The 13,375-nt window shown below is 39.5% G+C and carries 13 protein-coding genes; 9 read left to right on the forward strand and 4 right to left on the reverse strand.

All coding sequences use genetic code 11. The annotated features are described in order from the left end of the window. Both ACEYJ7_RS09475 and cmoB read left to right on the forward strand, forming a co-directional pair. Positions 1-817: acyl-CoA thioesterase domain-containing protein (locus ACEYJ7_RS09475; protein ID WP_373778859.1), on the forward strand; the 817-nt coding region annotated here is incomplete at its 5' end. 265 nt (positions 818-1,082) lie between these two features. Continuing rightward, positions 1,083-2,048 carry a tRNA 5-methoxyuridine(34)/uridine 5-oxyacetic acid(34) synthase CmoB gene (gene cmoB / locus ACEYJ7_RS09480; protein ID WP_373778860.1) on the forward strand — a complete coding sequence of 322 codons (966 nt, stop codon included), beginning with the start codon at positions 1,083-1,085 and terminating at the stop codon, positions 2,046-2,048. 58 nt (positions 2,049-2,106) lie between these two features. Here the strand turns inward: cmoB and ACEYJ7_RS09485 are convergent, their stop codons facing one another. The 3 genes from ACEYJ7_RS09485 to znuC all read right to left on the reverse strand — a co-directional run bounded on the left by ACEYJ7_RS09485 (position 2,107) and on the right by znuC (position 4,658). After that, complete coding sequence (locus tag ACEYJ7_RS09485) at positions 2,107-2,907, reverse strand: class II glutamine amidotransferase (protein WP_373778861.1); 801 nt, start codon at positions 2,905-2,907, stop codon at positions 2,107-2,109. Between the two features lie 125 nt (positions 2,908-3,032). Continuing rightward, positions 3,033-3,818, reverse strand: a complete 786-nt coding sequence (znuB, locus tag ACEYJ7_RS09490; RefSeq protein WP_373778862.1) for a zinc ABC transporter permease subunit ZnuB — start codon at positions 3,816-3,818, stop codon at positions 3,033-3,035. Between the two features lie 45 nt (positions 3,819-3,863). Then, a complete protein-coding gene (gene znuC / locus ACEYJ7_RS09495) occupies positions 3,864-4,658 on the reverse strand; it encodes a zinc ABC transporter ATP-binding protein ZnuC (protein WP_373778863.1) in 795 nt (264 codons plus the stop codon). Between the two features lie 149 nt (positions 4,659-4,807). Here znuC and mepM point away from each other — a divergent pair, with 149 nt between their 5' ends. The 7 genes from mepM (at position 4,808) to dapA (ending at position 12,357) form a co-directional block, all read left to right on the forward strand. After that, positions 4,808-6,418, forward strand: a complete 1,611-nt coding sequence (gene mepM / locus ACEYJ7_RS09500) for a murein DD-endopeptidase MepM (RefSeq protein WP_373778864.1) — start codon at positions 4,808-4,810, stop codon at positions 6,416-6,418. Between the two features lie 25 nt (positions 6,419-6,443). Beyond that, positions 6,444-7,130 carry a bifunctional protein-disulfide isomerase/oxidoreductase DsbC gene (dsbC, locus tag ACEYJ7_RS09505; protein ID WP_373778865.1) on the forward strand — a complete coding sequence of 229 codons (687 nt, stop codon included), beginning with the start codon at positions 6,444-6,446 and terminating at the stop codon, positions 7,128-7,130. A 113-nt stretch (positions 7,131-7,243) separates the two neighbouring features. Next, positions 7,244-8,959, forward strand: a complete 1,716-nt coding sequence (recJ, locus tag ACEYJ7_RS09510; RefSeq protein WP_373778866.1) for a single-stranded-DNA-specific exonuclease RecJ — start codon at positions 7,244-7,246, stop codon at positions 8,957-8,959. A gap of 128 nt (positions 8,960-9,087) precedes the next feature. Further along, positions 9,088-9,927, forward strand: coding sequence for an OmpA family protein (locus ACEYJ7_RS09515; RefSeq protein WP_373778867.1), 840 nt, complete (start codon positions 9,088-9,090; stop codon positions 9,925-9,927). Between the two features lie 81 nt (positions 9,928-10,008). After that, positions 10,009-10,827, forward strand: a complete 819-nt coding sequence (locus tag ACEYJ7_RS09520) for a pyridoxal phosphatase (protein ID WP_373778868.1) — start codon at positions 10,009-10,011, stop codon at positions 10,825-10,827. 10 nt (positions 10,828-10,837) lie between these two features. Further along, the gene (locus tag ACEYJ7_RS09525) at positions 10,838-11,356 is read left to right on the forward strand and encodes an N-acetyltransferase family protein (protein ID WP_373778869.1); all 519 of its coding nucleotides are present in this window, start codon (positions 10,838-10,840) and stop codon (positions 11,354-11,356) included. A 113-nt stretch (positions 11,357-11,469) separates the two neighbouring features. Continuing rightward, positions 11,470-12,357 carry a 4-hydroxy-tetrahydrodipicolinate synthase gene (gene dapA / locus ACEYJ7_RS09530; protein WP_373778870.1) on the forward strand — a complete coding sequence of 296 codons (888 nt, stop codon included), beginning with the start codon at positions 11,470-11,472 and terminating at the stop codon, positions 12,355-12,357. A 52-nt stretch (positions 12,358-12,409) separates the two neighbouring features. Here dapA and folD read toward each other — a convergent pair whose 3' ends face one another. Then, positions 12,410-13,267 (reverse strand): bifunctional methylenetetrahydrofolate dehydrogenase/methenyltetrahydrofolate cyclohydrolase FolD, encoded by an 858-nt coding sequence (folD, locus tag ACEYJ7_RS09535; protein WP_373778871.1) that lies wholly within the window; start codon positions 13,265-13,267, stop codon positions 12,410-12,412. Between the last annotated feature and the right edge of the window lie 108 nt (positions 13,268-13,375).

Consider the following 13,375-nt stretch of genomic DNA (forward strand, 5'->3'; position numbering starts at 1 on the left):
ACGTTTGGATGACGGACTGTTCCGCGGAGAAAGCGAAGACCTCGGTTTTCCGCAAGTGTTCGGAGGACAGGTTGTTTCGCAAGCATTGGCGGCGGCAATGCAAGTCGTGGATGTAGAACGTGATTTACATTCTTGCCATGCTTATTTTTTAAGAGCCGGTGATGCAGCCTATCCGATTATTTATGAAACGGAAATTTTACGTGAAGGTAAAAGCTTTACTGCGGTTTGCGTGAATGCTAAACAACATAATGAGATTATTTGCCGAGTGATGACCTCTTTTCATGTTAGAGAAAAGGGTTTTGAGCATCAATCCGCCGCTAAAGATGTCGGTGAACCGGAGAGCTTTTATTCCGAAAATGAATTGATTCATTCTGTGGCTTTAATGCTGCCTTCTCCGCTAAGAGAAAAATTTCAAGCCGAACGTCCGTTTGATGTCAGAATTAAATATCCGAATGATCCGTTTAATGGCCATCAATTACCGCCGGAGCAACATTTGTGGACAAAAACGAATGGTATAGCGCCAAAGGATCGTCGTATTCAACAATGCTTACTTGCTTATTTTTCGGATTTCCATTGTATTTTGACAATGTTACATCCGCATTCTCGTGGTTTTATGCAACAAAATGTAAAGATTGCAACGGTTGATCATGCCATTTGGTTTCATCGTGATTTTGATTTTAATGATTGGTTATTGTTCAATTTAGAAAGTACCAACGCTTACGGTTCAAGGGGATTAACACACGGGCAGGTTTTTGATCGATCAGGAAATTTACTCATTTCTTATCAACAAGAAGGATTAATAAGAGACTTGGTGTAAAATTTCATCAAATAGATAAATTAAAGTAAAATAATTACAAGTTTAGCTTGACCGGTAGCTGACTTTTGTTTACATTAACGCCTGTTTTAACTCAGTACCAAATACCGAGGATGAAACAGTCGTACAATAAAGAAAATTTTATTCATTCATTAATCAATATTATGATAGACCAAACAGGATGTTTGGTCTTTTTTTATCTTTTTGCCGATCATCGAAAATTCCTTTACAATTTCCTCTCGATTTTCTTTTTTATTTTTAACAAACTATGATTGATTTCCGTCCTTTTTATCAACAAATCGCTACCGGTCCGCTTTCTGCGTGGTTGGAAACTTTACCGTTACAATTAAAACAGTGGGAAAAACAAGCTCACGGGGACTATGCCAAGTGGGCAAAAGTCGTCGATTTTTTACCGAATGTACCGGCTCAAATCAATTTAGCCGACAAAGTGGAATCTTGTTTAATGGCGCCGCTAAGTGCCGGTGAAACGCAACGTTTGGTTTATCACCTCAAGCAATTAATGCCGTGGCGTAAAGGTCCGTATCATTTGCATGGTGTACATATTGATTGCGAGTGGCGTTCCGATTTTAAGTGGGATCGTGTATTACCGCATTTATCGCCGTTAAAAGATCGTGTAATTTTGGATGTCGGTTGCGGGAGCGGTTATCACATGTGGCGAATGGTGGGAGAAGGTGCAAAATTGGTGGTGGGGATTGACCCGACCGAGCTTTTTTTATGTCAGTTTGAGGCGGTTAGAAAGTTGCTGAATAATGATCGTCGAGCTCATCTTATTCCGCTGGGGATTGAGCAGATGCAACCGTTACACGCTTTTGACACAGTATTTTCAATGGGCGTACTGTATCACCGTAAATCACCGTTGGATCACCTTTCACAACTGAAAAATCAGCTGGTAAAAGGCGGAGAACTGGTGCTTGAAACTTTAGTGATTGATGGCGATATTCATGACGTACTTGTGCCGGCGGATCGTTATGCCAAAATGAAGAACGTGTATTTTATTCCGTCTGTCGCAGCATTAGTGAACTGGCTTGAAAAAGTCGGCTTTAAAAACATTCGCTGCGTGGATCAAGCCGTAACAAGCCTTGAAGAGCAGCGTAAAACCGAATGGTTGGAAAATGAGTCGTTAATTGATTTTCTCGATCCGCAAGATCACCAAAAAACCGTCGAAGGATATCCTGCACCGAAACGGGCGGTCATCATTGCAAATAATCCATAAAAACAGACCGCTTGTAACGAGAAATACAAGCGGTCTGTTTCACTTAGAATTTTACAAATTAAACATGCGGTTTACATTCAGGTAATGAGCCTTCCACTTCAAACAGCACATCGCCGTCTTTAAAGAAAACATAGCCACCGTTTTTCATTTTTGTCCATTTCTCATTTTTCGTTAAAGGCTGTGTAGTAATGATGGTTACTTTGTCGGATTCTTGTGTATATTCACGGAAATCAATCATCACATCATCATCGCGCAGCGCTGTGCCGAAAGGGGCTTTACGGCATACGTAATAAAGGTTGGTCGAGCAACGCGCAATCATCCAATGCCCGTTGGATAAAATAAAATTAAATACACCATGTGTAGCTATTTCACTGGTAATATCTATCACGGCATCAAAAATCTCTTTTTCAGACGGTTTTTTTGAGAAGCGTTTTTTTAAGCCTGCCGCAATACAACAAAATGCGGCTTCGGAATCCGTTGTGCCAATCGGTTGATAGTGATTGTTGGGACAAACCGTGATGTTTTCAACGGTGCCGTTATGCGCAAATACCCAGTTTTCCCCCCAAATTTCACGGATGAAAGGATGAGTGTTTTCTAAATTGATATCGCCTCGGGTCGCTTTTCGGATATGGGCGATGACGTTATAAGATTTAATTCGGTATTGGTTGACGAGATCCGCCATCGGCGACGAGGCGCCCGGGCGGTTATCCCGAAAAATTCTGACACCTTTTCCTTCAAAAAAAGCAATACCGAATCCGTCGGTATGGTGATCGGTTAAGCCTGCCCGCCGTCGAAAACCTTCAAAAGAAAAGGTAATATCCGTTGGCGTATTACAATTCATTCCTAATAATTGACACATAATTTACTTCTTTTTTATTTCGTTCATTTTTTACATAACCACCCGCTTGTAAATGTATTACAAGCGGTGTGATTTAAACGAAAATTGACAAAAATTTCAATAGATGAAATTAAATTTTATTGATCTTAATTATATTCTTTTTTGCATAACGAAATTAAAAAGAGCAATCCGGCGCAAACAACGACGGAAGGACCTGCCGGAGTATCTTTAAACGCGGAGAAAATGAGTCCGCCGGTTACAGAAAGAATGCTGAATAAAATCGCATAACCCACCATGGTTTCCGGTGTTTTGGCAAAGCGTCTTGCCGTGGCGGACGGAATAATCAGTAGAGAAGTGATAATTAAGGCACCGACAAATTTCATACTTAATGCAATGGTGAGAGCCGTTAGCACCATGAGTAATAAACGTAGCCTTGCTACATTTAGCCCTTCAATTTGTGCAAGTTCAGGGCTAACAGTGATTGAAATCAGTTTTTTCCAAAAATAGCCAAGAATAGTTGCAATACAAATCACGCCAATTGTAATAAACAGAACATCGTTATAACCGATCGCAAGCAAATCACCGAACAGATAAGAAACCAGATCAACACGGACATTATCCAGTAGACTGATAGTCATTACACCGAGAGAAAGGGTGCAATGAGCAATAATGCCTAAAATGGTGTCGACAGAGTGGTTGGAGTGACTTTCCAACCAAACTAAACCTAAAGCGAGCAATACGGTCATCAGAATGACGGAAATATAAGGATCGATTTGTAGAAAAATACCTAAGGCGACGCCGAGTAATGCGGAATGAGCTAATGTATCGCCAAAATAGGCCATTTTTCGCCACACAACGAAAGCACCGAGCGGAGCAGTGATAAACGTAAGAAGACATCCTGCAAGCCAAGCAGGAAATAAAATTTCAAACATAAAGCCTCTGAACTGTAGAAAATGTATTATCGTTTTTGGGCGCAATTAATGTCGACAATTTTGCCCACCACATACATCACCGTGCAGATCGTGGTGGTGATTATGGTGGTGAGAATAAAATGCCACGTTTTTAGCGAATTGGTCACCAAACAGGTGAATAAAGCTCGGATCGTTAGAAACGACTTCCGGTGTACCGGCGCAACAAATATGGCGATTGATACAAAGTACTTCATCGGTATTTGCCATCACGATATTTAAATCATGAGAAACCATCAAAATAGAACAATTTAACCATAAGCGAGTTTTATTTAATAGTTGATAGAGTTCCGATTGCCCTGTAATATCCACGCCTTGCATCGGTTCATCCAAAACCAGTAATTGTGGCTTATCTAAAATAGCTCGAGCCAAAAGAACGCGTTGTTGTTCACCTCCGGACAGTTTTTGCACACTGTTTTGTGCAAGGTGGGAGATTGAAAGCAGATTGAGTGTTTCTTCAATCGAGGATTTGGTTACATTCGGTTTTAATGATAAGAATTTTTGTACCGTAATTGGAATTGAATGATCAAGATGCAGTTTCTGCGGTACGTAGCCGATTTTCAACCCGTTTTGATAACTCACTTTGCCTTTGGACGGTGTTAACAGTTTGAGTAACACTTTCAACAGGGTTGACTTTCCGCCACCATTCGGACCGACAATAGTGGTAATGGATCGCGGATAAATATGTAGATTGATGTTATGTAAGGCTTTTAATTCGCCAAACTCAACATCAATATTTTCCAATGTCACAAGCGGAATCGACTTAGACATAGGTAAAATAGAATTAATTTGCTTGATTTGCATAGCACTAAAAAATTTATGGATATAATAACCGTTTAAAAGTAGCGGATTTTTCCAGATTTGACAAGAAATGTCTCGGGAATTTTTTGGATTAGTGAATGTCTATGGGGAATCATTAAAATAATTATTACGAAAGAAATTAGGACACTATTTTGCAACACGTTATTTTTGCAAGAGATCGAAGAAGAAAGAAGAATCGCGTTAAAGCCTTTATCTTTTTAATGGCGTTATTTTCTATTCTGATCGGGATTATACTCGCATTACAGCATCAAAAGTCTGTTGTTTCTTCTCGTGAAACAGAGTTGACCTTTCAGTTTAGCCAAGATGATATAGATGTTTTAGACAATGTTGCGATATTGGTACAAGACATCGCAATTAAAGTTCCAAATAAACAAACAGAAAGCCAAGAATCAATTTCATCGGAACCAACAACAGAAGCAACGGAATCCGTCGCATTGGAAATAAATCAAGCCGTTAAGTCCGTAATACATGAAGAGCTCACTTATCTAGATATTGATTTTACTGAACCTGAAGAACATCAAACGTCGACGGAAGTCGATGAAAATGCAACTTCTTATGAGGACGAATTGACGGATAAGGATGATGAAGTCGAAGTGCCTGAAAGCATTACTGTGGTCGAAGGATTGTCACAGGAAGCGGAAAACATTTTAGAAGACTTTTTGGATATTGCTGATCAAGCTATTCGTATCCAAAATCAATTCAGCTATACGGTGACTCGTGGAGATAAACTAAAAGATGTGCTTGAACAATCCGGTTTAGGTCCTGCTACGGCGAGAGCTTTGGAGAAAAAGTTTCCTCAATTAACAAGCTTACAGCCGGGACAGCAGTTCTATTGGATCTTGGATAAAGACGGTGAGCTGGAATATATGAACTGGCTCATATCCGAAAAAGAAGAGAAAATTTTTGAGCGTAAAGCTAAAAATCAGTTTTCGGTACAAACGATCCAGAAAAAAGGGATTTGGAAGCAAGATGTGATTAAAGGTACGTTAACTAGCGATTTAAGCTCCAGTTTAAAGTCGGTAGGGCTTTCTCAACGTCAAATCAATCAATTGGTTAGTGGTTTGCAGTGGCAAATCGCAACGAATAAATTGAAAAAAGGCGATAAATTTGCCATTTTGGTAAAACGAGAATATATCAACGGTAAAGTTACCGATTTAGGTAATGTCGAAGCTATTCACATTATTAGTAGCAGGAAGAGTTATTATGCAATTCAAGCGGAGAACGGACGTTACTATAACCGTCATGGTGAAACTTTAGGAAAAGGATTCGCCCGCTATCCGTTGCAATTTACACCAAGAACATCGTCGCCGTTTAATCCGCGTCGTTTACATCCGGTAACTCGCAGAATTGCGCCGCATAAAGGGGTGGATTTTGCGATCCCGACAGGCACCCCGATTATTGCACCGGCGGACGGTGTGGTCGAGCATGTCGCTTATCAGGCAAATGGTGCCGGACGTTATATTAAAGTCCGCCACGGTAGCCAATATACGACGGTATATATGCACTTAAGTCGTTCCTTGGTGAAAGTCGGACAACATGTTAAAAAAGGGGAACGTATCGCGTTATCCGGTAATACGGGGCGTTCAACCGGTGCGCATTTGCATTATGAATTTCATATTAACGGACATCCGGTAAATCCGATGACGGTCAAACTACCGGGTACGGGTTCAAGTATGCCGGATAAAGAACGTAAGGCATTCTTAATTAAAGCAAAATATGTAGAAGCAAAACTTAAACTTTAAGTGTGATTAAAAAGGAATCTTAACTATGTTAAAAACAAGCGCATTGCTAGTAGGGTTAGCTACTTTGGCTACCCATGCATTTGCAAACGATACCGCATTGCAGAAACAGTTGGAAAAAATCGGCGCAACAAACGTCAAAATTACAGATTCGGTATTGCCCGGTTTCAAAACAGCGATTTCCGATCAAGGCGTGGTTCAAATCAGTGAGAATGGACGTTATGTGATTCAAGGGAATATTTTTGAGATCAAAGACGATAAAGCCATTGATATCACTAATAAAGTGTTATTGGATGAATTGAATGCCCTAAAAGGTGAAATGATCGTTTATCCTGCTAAAAATGAACGCCATGTCGTGACCGTATTTATGGACATCACTTGTCACTATTGCAATTTGTTACATAAAAAAATCAAAGAATATAATGAGTTAGGCATTACAGTACGTTATTTGGCTTTTCCTCGGACCGGTTTAAATACTCAAACGGCAAAACAAATGGAAGCAATTTGGACTGCACCTGACGGTGTGTACGCTTTAAATGAAGCGGAAAAAGGGAATTTACCGAAGGAACTCAAAACTCCAAATGTGGTAAAAAAACATTATGAATTAGGCATAAAATTCGGTGTAAACGGTACGCCAAGCCTTATTACGCAAGATGGCGATATGATTCCGGGATTTGTTGAACCGAAAGAATTACTCAGCATGTTGGATAAATAATTCGGCATTGGCTTGAGTTGACAAGCGGTCAGAATTTGCAAATTTTTTGCAAAAACAGACCGCTTGTATCCACTTATAATTTCTTACTTTCCGATTTTTATATAGCTAATTACGTGAATAAACTAATTAAACGCAGACCTTTATTAACATCCGCTACATTATCTGACCACCCTTTGCTTAACCGTATTTATCAGAGCAGAGGGGTTAATTCTCCGCAACAGTTGGAACTTACCTTACAAAGGCTCCATCATCCTAAATACTTAGCCAATATTGAAAAAGCGATCACTTTATTAATAGAAAGCTACCATCAACAAGCCAACATTGTCGTTGTCGGAGATTTTGATGCGGATGGTGCCACTAGCACTGCGCTGGCTATTTTAGCTTTACGTCAATTTGGTTTTGAACACGTTGATTATTTGATTCCGGATCGATTCTCTCAAGGTTACGGATTAAGTGTCGATATTGCAGAAATGGTGATTGGCAAAGGGGCAGATGTCGTATTGACTGTGGATAACGGCATTTCTTCGTTTGAGGGAATTACACGATTAAAATCGCAGGGTATTCGCGTGTTGGTCACAGACCACCATTTACCGGCAGACCAGCTACCGGATGCCGATGTGATTGTAAATCCGAATTTATCTGGTTGCGAGTTTCCGTCTAAGTCATTGGCCGGTGTCGGTGTGATTTTTTATGTTATGATGGCGTTGCGGGTAGCATTTCGTGAACGTAATCTCTTTCAGGGTAAAGAACCGAATATTGCTGAGTTATTGGATTTAGTCGCATTGGGCACCGTTGCTGATGTGGTTCCGCTTGATCACAATAACCGTATTTTGGTTAACCAAGGACTCAATCGTATTCGGTCAGGTTATTGTCGCCCGGGCATTCAGGCATTAATTGAAATTGCAAAAAGAGAGCGGAGTACACTGCAAGCGAGTGATCTCGGGTTTGCGATCGCACCGCGTTTGAATGCCGCAGGTCGATTGGAAAATATGTCACTGGGTGTGGAATTATTGATCTGTAATGAAATCGATTCAGCGCGCCAAATGGCGCTTGAGTTAGATTCGTTGAATCAAACCCGGAAAGAGTTTGAACAAGAGATGAAAGCGGAAGCGTTGGCAATCTGCTCCAAATTACCGAAATTAATGCAACAAAATCAGGCTCACGGTATTGTGCTTTATCAACCGGATTGGCATCAAGGCGTTATCGGTATTCTTGCGTCACGAATAAAAGATCAATTTCATCGTCCTGTTATTGCGTTTGCACAAGAAAGTGAGGACAGTGAATATCTTAAAGGTTCCGCCCGTTCAATTAACGGTTTACATATGCGTGATGTATTAGAAAGAATTGATTCTTCTCACCCTGATTTAGTAGTTAAATTCGGTGGACATGCGATGGCGGCAGGTTTAACTATTCATCAAAATAATTTCCTTAAATTTCAAAAATTATTTGATGAAATAATTAATGAATTTATCGAGCCGGAACAATTACAAGGTATTATTTATACTGATGGTGAGTTACAGGCAAATGAGTTTAGTTTGGAAACCGTAGAATTATTAAAACAAGCGGGACCTTGGGGACAGAATTTTGCCGAGCCGAGTTTTGAAGGGGAATTCCGTATTATTCAACAACGTTTGTTAGGCGGAAAGCATCTTAAAATGATGGTAGAGAATAAGCAAGGTATGCTTTTAGACGCAATTTGTTTTAATGTAGATTTAAGAAAATATCCTGATTTATCTATCAAACAAGCGAGATTGGTCTATAAATTAGACATAAATGAATTTAGGGGAAATCGCAATTTACAATTATTTATTGAACACATTTCCGCATAATCATCAGCAAAAACTAGAATAAAATGGATTTGTATTGTAAAATTGTTCAGTCTCTATACCATGAATGGTTATATGAGCCATCAGAAATGAAGTTTTTTAAACTAAATTTTTCAAAAGGACAACCTAAGATGAAAAATACGACTGTTTTTCGCGGATTATTATTATCAGGTGTTGCACTAGCCGTAGCGGCTTGCGGTAACTTGAGCGATGTATCGAAAGAAGGTACAACGGATAATCCTGTATTCCCTGATATTTCAAAATCAAAATTTAACCATAGCGGTTCACAATTTGGTTCATGGCCTAACTGGCAAAACGTTCGTCAAGTTGAAGCCGGTATGAATAAAGATGAACTCTACAATTTACTTGGTCGCCCACATTTCTCAGAAGGTCTATACGGTGTTCGTGAGTGGGATTATGTATTCAATTTCAGAGAAAATGGTGAGCATAAAGTATGTCAGTTCAAAATTTTATTTGATACTAACATGAATGCGCAAAGTTTCTATTGGTATCCAAACGGCTGTAACAGCAAAGCGGCATACAATCTAAGCGGTGATTTCTTATTCGACTTTGATAAATCGGATTTAACCGCACAAGGTGTTGAAGTAGTGGATAATATTGCAACTCAATTAAAAGCCTCTAAAGCCGATGCAGTGAAAGTTGCCGGTTATACCGATCCTCTGGGTTCCGTGAAATATAACTTAGGTTTATCCCAACGTCGTGCCGATACGGTTAAAGCCCGTTTAATCGAACAAGGCGTGACTGCACAAATCGAAGCTGTTGGTTACGGTGAAGCAAACCAAGTTAAAGCATGTACAGGTTCAGGTAAAACATTAAAAGATTGTTTACGTCCTAACCGTCGTGTAGAAATCACTTCAAACGGTGATTTCTCTCAACAAAGTAATGTAGCAGGTCCTAATGGTCCGGCTCCGCTTTATGAAACTCCGCATTACGATACAAACGCTAAATAATTTACTGATTTAACGTTTATAGCATAGTAAAATAGAAAGGGTGAAAATATTCATCCTTTCTTTTTTTGTATGGAGAAATTTATGAGTTACCAAGCAATTGCCTTTGATCTTGACGGAACGTTGTTGTCAAGCCAAGCGACTATTCTAGAATCCAGTAAAAATGCGATTAAAAAAGCACGTGAAAAAGGCATAAAAGTGTTTATTGTGACGGGGCGTCATCATACCGCCGTGCGTCCTTATTATGCGGAATTGGAATTAGATACTCCGGTGGTTTGTTGTAACGGAACTTACCTTTATGATTTTCAAAAAGATGATGTTCTTGTTTCCAATCCATTAACCAACAAACAGGCAGAATATTTAATAAATACGGCAAAAGCCAATGATATTCATGTTGCAGTTTATATTCGTGATGCCATGACTTACGAAGTATTAAATGCACACTTCAGCAAATTTTTAAAATGGGTCAATGCATGCCCGGAAAATGTTCGTCCCGATGTTAGACAAGTTGAAAATTATCAACAATTTGTGGATGATGGTACGACGATTTGGAAGGTGTTAATCAGTTCATCGGATTTAGAAAAAATGCAAAATTTTGTCGATAACTTACCGCTTGATCAATTTAGTCCCGAGTGGTCGTGGATAGATAGAGTCGATATTACCGCGACAGGAAATAGTAAAGGTGCTTGTTTGGCAGAATTACTGAAAATTGAGGGGATTGATCCACAAAACGTGATTGCATTTGGTGATAATTTTAACGATATCAGTATGCTGAAGCTTGTTGGTATGGGCATTGCAATGGCAGAAGCCGATGAAGAAGTACAACAGAATGCCAAACAGACAATCGGTTCTCATAATGAAGACAGCATTGCCAAAGCGTTAGAGCAGTTATTAAAACTATAAGGAAACTTTAATGGAAATCCGCAAAGCACGATATCCGGATTTTGAAAAAATTCTTTCTATTTATAATCAAGCTATTCCAACTCATCAAGTGACTGCCGATCTTTATTTGGCAACACAGGAAAGTCGCAAAGATTGGTTTGAGTTTCATTTAAACAGTGAAAAATACCCAATTTGGGTGGTAGAAGATGAAAATGGCACCGTGGGCTGGTTTAGTTTTTCTCCTTTTTATGAACGTCCTGCTTTTGTACATACTTCAGAAATCAGCATTTATCTTGAGCAATCGGCAAAAGGGAAAGGCTATGGTTCCAAAATCATTGAATATATGCAACAAGTTATGTTAGATCATCAAATTCATACGCTTATGGCCTACGTATTTGAATTAAACCAAACCAGCATGAATTTAATGAAAAAACACCGGTTTGAATGTTGGGGACGTTTTCCGAACATTGCCAATATGGGGAAAGATGAAGAAGGGCAATCTAAATGGCGGACTTTATTAATGATGTCTTACCAAAAAGGGATTGAATAAATCGTATTTGTGTAAAAAATTAGCAACAATATACGGAAAACACTTGCATAATTAAGGTTAATTTTGCAAGCTATCACGGTTATCAATAATTTAAATATATACAGGAGATGATTATGACAAAACCTCTATTTTCAGGCAGTATTGTTGCGCTGATTACCCCAATGAAACACTGTGAAATTGATTTCACCGGGTTAAAAAATTTAGTGGAATTCCATATTAATGCAGGTACTGATGCCATTGTTTCTGTCGGTACAACCGGCGAATGCAGTACCTTAAGCATTGATGAAAATGTGAAAGTGATCAAAAAAACCGTTGAATTTGCAGCAGGTCGTATTCCTGTTATAGCCGGTACCGGTTCAAATGCGACAAGTGAAGCAATTACGTTAACCAAACTTATTGATAAAAGTGGTGTTGTTGGATGTTTAAGTGTAGTACCTTACTACAACAAACCGACTCAGGAAGGTCTATATCAGCACTATAAAGCGATTGCAGAGTGTACTGAACTTCCTCAAATTTTATATAACGTGCCGGGTCGTACTGGTTGTGATTTAAGACCTGAAACCATTGCCCGTTTAGCGAAGATCCCAAACATTGTTGCAGTTAAAGAAGCGACAGGCGATTTAAGCCGTCTGCTTTTAATCAAAGAACTTGCCGGTGATGATTTCATTTTCTTAAGCGGTGATGATGCAACAGGTTTAGAATCAATGAAATTGGGTGGACAAGGTGTGATTTCCGTTACGAATAATCTTGCTGCAGCAGATATGGCAAAAATGTGTAAATATGCATTATCCGGTCAATTTGCAGAAGCGGATGCCATTAACAATCGTTTGATGGATCTCCATACCAATTTATTCGTTGAAGGTAACCCGATACCGGTGAAATGGGCTGCGTATAAAATGGGGCTAATCAGCGAGCCAAGTTTACGTTTGCCGTTAACACCACTATCAGAGCAATACCATCCGGTGATTCTTGCGGCACTTCAAAAAGCAAACCTAATATAAAAGATAAAAAATCCCCGAAATTTAACCTTTCGGGGATTTCTTTTTGATGACTTTATTTTTCTGCAATGTGTTGCTGATAGGCTTGTAAGGTATTTTGCATTAGCATTGCTACCGTCATTGGACCAACACCGCCTGGCACCGGAGTGATAAAACTTGCTTTTTGTGCCGCAACGTCATATTCAACATCGCCCACCAATTTTCCATTGATGCGGTTAATTCCGACATCGATCACAGCCGCTCCCTCTTTGATCCAGTCGCCCGGAATAAACTGTGGTTTGCCCACGGCAACGACTACAATGTCCGCTTGGCGAATATGCTTTTCCAAATCTATCGTAAATCGATGAGTTACCGTAACGGTACAGCCCCCCAATAATAATTCTAAAGCCATCGGGCGACCGACAATATTCGATGCCCCTACAATGACTGCGTGTTTTCCGTATAAATTAATACCGGTAGTTTCTAATAATTTCATTACGCCATACGGAGTACAAGCGCGTAAAGTGGGAATACGTTGGCACAAACGCCCTACATTGTAAGGATGGAAACCATCCACGTCTTTATCCGGTAAAATCGCTTCAATCACTTTTGTCGGATCAATCTGCTGCGGAAGGGGGAACTGTACTAAGATACCGTCAACAGAAGTGTCATTATTTAAATCATCAATTAATGCTAATAATGTTTGTTCAGTCGTATCATACGGTAAGTCGTAAGATTTGGATTGAATGCCTAATTCTACACAGGTTTTACGTTTACTATTGACATACACTTGGGAAGCTGGATCCGCTCCTACTAATATTACCGCCAGTCCCGGAGCACGATAGCCTTGATTTAAATAGTGTATAATTTGCTCATTAACTTGGGCTTTTACTTGAGTAGCAACAGCGCTTCCTGAAATAACTTGTGCAGACATATTTTCTCCCGAATGAAACACGAAAACGTTTGCCATTCTCTCAAAAAATTGACATTTAAGTAAGATACGAATAAAAAATAATGTTCAAAGAACATTCACTTAGTTTGC

It is taken from the genome of Glaesserella sp. (genome assembly GCF_041814905.1).
Lineage (GTDB): Bacteria > Pseudomonadota > Gammaproteobacteria > Enterobacterales > Pasteurellaceae > Glaesserella.

Bases quoted from the DNA above. Each gene is read 5' to 3' on its own strand.
- cmoB (WP_373778860.1), top strand. From the start codon at position 1,083: ATGATTGATTTCCGTCCTTTTTATCAACAAATCGCTACCGGTCCGCTT.
- ACEYJ7_RS09485 (WP_373778861.1), bottom strand. From the start codon at position 2,907: ATGTGTCAATTATTAGGAATGAATTGTAATACGCCAACGGATATTACC.
- znuB (WP_373778862.1), bottom strand. From the start codon at position 3,818: ATGTTTGAAATTTTATTTCCTGCTTGGCTTGCAGGATGTCTTCTTACG.
- znuC (WP_373778863.1), bottom strand. From the start codon at position 4,658: ATGCAAATCAAGCAAATTAATTCTATTTTACCTATGTCTAAGTCGATT.
- dsbC (WP_373778865.1), top strand. From the start codon at position 6,444: ATGTTAAAAACAAGCGCATTGCTAGTAGGGTTAGCTACTTTGGCTACC.
- ACEYJ7_RS09515 (WP_373778867.1), top strand. From the start codon at position 9,088: ATGAAAAATACGACTGTTTTTCGCGGATTATTATTATCAGGTGTTGCA.
- ACEYJ7_RS09520 (WP_373778868.1), top strand. From the start codon at position 10,009: ATGAGTTACCAAGCAATTGCCTTTGATCTTGACGGAACGTTGTTGTCA.
- ACEYJ7_RS09525 (WP_373778869.1), top strand. From the start codon at position 10,838: ATGGAAATCCGCAAAGCACGATATCCGGATTTTGAAAAAATTCTTTCT.
- dapA (WP_373778870.1), top strand. From the start codon at position 11,470: ATGACAAAACCTCTATTTTCAGGCAGTATTGTTGCGCTGATTACCCCA.
- folD (WP_373778871.1), bottom strand. From the start codon at position 13,267: ATGTCTGCACAAGTTATTTCAGGAAGCGCTGTTGCTACTCAAGTAAAA.